General features: G+C 52.1%; 4 protein-coding genes. 2 read left to right on the forward strand and 2 right to left on the reverse strand.

Annotated features, from left to right (window positions below; translation table 11 throughout):
- The coding region (locus U9R42_07200) for a M24 family metallopeptidase (protein ID MEA3495806.1) at positions 1–424 on the forward strand (424 nt) is incomplete at its 5' end.
- Positions 425–585: 161 nt separating this feature from the next.
- On the opposite strand, the gene U9R42_07205 is transcribed toward U9R42_07200, so the two are convergent.
- Positions 586–1,743, reverse strand: a complete 1,158-nt coding sequence (locus tag U9R42_07205; protein ID MEA3495807.1) for a hypothetical protein — start codon at positions 1,741–1,743, stop codon at positions 586–588.
- Positions 1,744–1,882: 139 nt separating this feature from the next.
- Between U9R42_07205 and U9R42_07210 the strand changes: the two genes are divergently transcribed.
- Positions 1,883–2,434 carry an aldehyde dehydrogenase family protein gene (locus U9R42_07210; protein ID MEA3495808.1) on the forward strand — a complete coding sequence of 184 codons (552 nt, stop codon included), beginning with the start codon at positions 1,883–1,885 and terminating at the stop codon, positions 2,432–2,434.
- Positions 2,435–2,441: 7 nt separating this feature from the next.
- Here U9R42_07210 and U9R42_07215 read toward each other — a convergent pair whose 3' ends face one another.
- Entirely contained in the window at positions 2,442–2,840 is a 399-nt protein-coding gene (locus U9R42_07215) for an NINE protein (GenBank protein ID MEA3495809.1), read from the reverse strand.
- Positions 2,841–3,003: the final 163 nt, after the last annotated feature.

A 3,003-nucleotide genomic window follows, 5' to 3' on the forward strand; every position in this document is an offset into this window, starting at 1 on the left:
TGTCGATATGACCCGTATGTATGTCTGCGGTCGCCTTGACTCTCAATGCGCGCGGGCGTTCACGGTGGCCAGGACAATACAGGATTGGATCGCTGAGCAATTAAAACCGGGAACGATCTGCTCAACAGTCTACGAGCAGGCCCTGCAAATGGCCGACGATGCCGGGTTGGCAGAACATTTTATGGGCCCTCCCGGCGAACAGGCCGGCTTTGTTGGCCATGGTGTCGGGCTGGAGCTGGATGAGTTCCCTGTTCTGGCACCAAAGTTTGACGTTCCCTTGCAGGTCGGTCAAACGGTGGCCGTGGAGCCGAAATTCACCTTTGCCGAACATGGCATCGTCGGGATTGAGAACACCTATGCTGTGACGCAAGAGGGGGGCGAGAAGATCAGTGTGTTATCGGATGAACTGATGGAGATCGATTGAAGTTTATCGGCGAGTTTAAAGCATCGCTGATGAAGAAGTGTACCCCAGCCAAAAGGTTTCTGCCGGCCTGAGTGTCGGTGTTATGAACAGATTTAAAGTCTCATATTTCGTGAGTATTTGAAAAAGGAACGGGGTGGCTTTTTTGCCACCCCGTTCTGGTATTAAGCTGTGAGCGTCAGGGGTGTCTCTTCGACTTTGGCCAGATTCCCGTCCGCTTGCGGATAAAGCGTCTGCTCATAACCCTCATCATCGTGTGCTTTCAGTCCGACAGGAGCAAGAGCTTCAACGCTGAAGCGCAGGTAACGTTCCGTCAGTTCCTCTTCTATCCTGAGGTTTCTGATCTGGGTCAGGGTTGCGTACAGCGGCTCCAGTGTTGGAACCAGTTTTTCAACCTGGCCGGTCAGTACCTGCATCGCTTCAGAATCGTCCGCTGCCTCATCATCAACTTCACGGCTCAAACTTGTCCGGGCGAGATCAACGAATGAGGCGCTCTGAACAGCCGAGCGGATTTCGACCAACGTACTGTTGTCCTGGAAGGCTTGATCTGCCTCCTCACCCTCAGGAATCTCGACCGGTGCTGGAACGGTTTCCGGTGTCTCTTCGCCTGGAAGAAGGATCGCCGTTTCCGTCTGGCTGGCTGAGATGCTCAAAAGATCGGCCCGATTGTGACTGAGTGAATACTCACCGGTTTTCAAATTGAGAGAGAAATCAAAAGAACGGACCTGAACAGCGGTCATCATGAACTGGTTGGTCTGGCTGGCGGCTGTTATGCTGCCGTCTCCGGTCTCTGTGTATGCCGTCTGGGTCTGGGTCATCTCCAATGCCGCAGCGCGGGTCATGGTCAGTGAGAAATCGATCTGTTCGACGCCTTCAGAACGTATGGTTTCTGTGATGCCGCGCGACAGTTGTTTAGCCATCTGCGGCGGTAAGCCCATCCCTTTGAACAGCTTACGCAGATCTTTACCGATTCGCCTCAACCCGCCCTGTTTAATCTCTTCCTCCGCCGTTTCTTTGTCGACCGGTTTTGCATCGGCAAGAGCCTTGTCGAGAGATTGGCTTAAATGCGCCATCGCCTTGAGGCTTTTGTTATCATTGATTTTACGATATGAAGACAGTCCATCGACGGCTTTGACCAGAGGAGGTTGCCGGGGGCAGCAGACATTTGATTCTGGTCCCTGGGTTTCAGATGCTGGTGCGGTTGCGATTTTAGATGGATCTACCGGGGTGTTCTGCTGTTCATTCGGGATGGCTTGGGTGACCATTGGGCTGATTGTCAGACTCATCATCGTCTCCTGGTCTATGAATGATGTTTTTGGCACATGCTGTTTTATCGGCCCCAGGGTGTGATGACTTTAATGGTTTTTTCGCTATCTTATTGGTTTTGCGTTGTTTTTGTTTTTCTGATGCGGCATCATAGACATTAATATCTTGAAATTATTATGAAAACAGGAGCAGATCATGTTGAGTTACAACCGCGTTTATATCAACGGTCAGTGGGGGTCCGCGGACGGCAGTGAACGGATCGCTGTCATTAACCCGGCAACGGAAGCTGTTGTCGGTGAGGTCCCCGCGGGAACGGTTGGGGATATTGATCAGGCCGTTCAGGCTGCGCGCGCTGCTCTGCCAAGTTGGTCACTGACCAGTCCTCAGGTGCGGGTCGGTTATCTGAAACAGATCCACCAGGAACTGGTCGCCCGTGCGCCTGAAATCGCCGAGTTGATCACCGATGAGTTGGGTATGCCGATCAAACTCAGTCAGCGGATTCAGGCCGGTCTGCCGGCGCTGGTGACGAACAGCTATGTTGATCTGCTGGAGACCTATGAGTTCTCGGATCACATCGGTCATTCCCTTGTTCTGAAAGAGCGGATTCAGACCGGACAGGTGGATATCAACGGCGGTCGCTTTAACCTGCAAGCACCCTTTGGTGGTTATAAACAGTCGGGGAATGGGAGGGAGCTGGGACGTTACGGGTTGGAGCAATTCCTTCATGTGAAAGCCGTACAGTATTGATGAGTCGTCAGAGTCCGCTGTTCAGCTGTGACACCTGCTCGTTCAGGGTGAAGAAATCGTAGATCACGCCAACGCCGAGCAGTCCTCCGGTCAGCAGATAAATCAAACCACTGATCCATTTTCCCAGGAACATACGATGAATACCGAACAGGCCGAGGAAGGTCAGTAAAATCCAGGCGACGGAGTAATCGTAGGGCCCGGTAGTAAAGTGCAGGTCGGCCTGCCGGTCCATGCCGGGAATCAGGAACAGGTCGATGATCCAGCCGATGCCCAACAGCCCCAGAGTGAGCAAGTAGATCGTTCCCGAGATCGGTTTGCCGTAATAGAAGCGGTGCGAACCGGTGAAGCCGAAAATCCACAGGATGTAACCGATCGATTTTTTATGTGTATCGTCGTAGTGATTCATCCGTTCTCCTCTTCCCCTTCCAATTCGATACCCAGAGCGACCAGATAGTGTGAAACCATATTATCGGTGGCAATAATGCAGACAAGTTCAGCCAGATGCTGATTATTCTTCAATACTTTTTTGATGTGCGGCACGGTTGTATCATTGACTTTTTATTGGTCGA

Source organism: Bacteroidota bacterium (assembly GCA_034723125.1).
Taxonomy (GTDB): domain Bacteria; phylum Bacteroidota; class Bacteroidia; order CAILMK01; family JAAYUY01; genus JAYEOP01.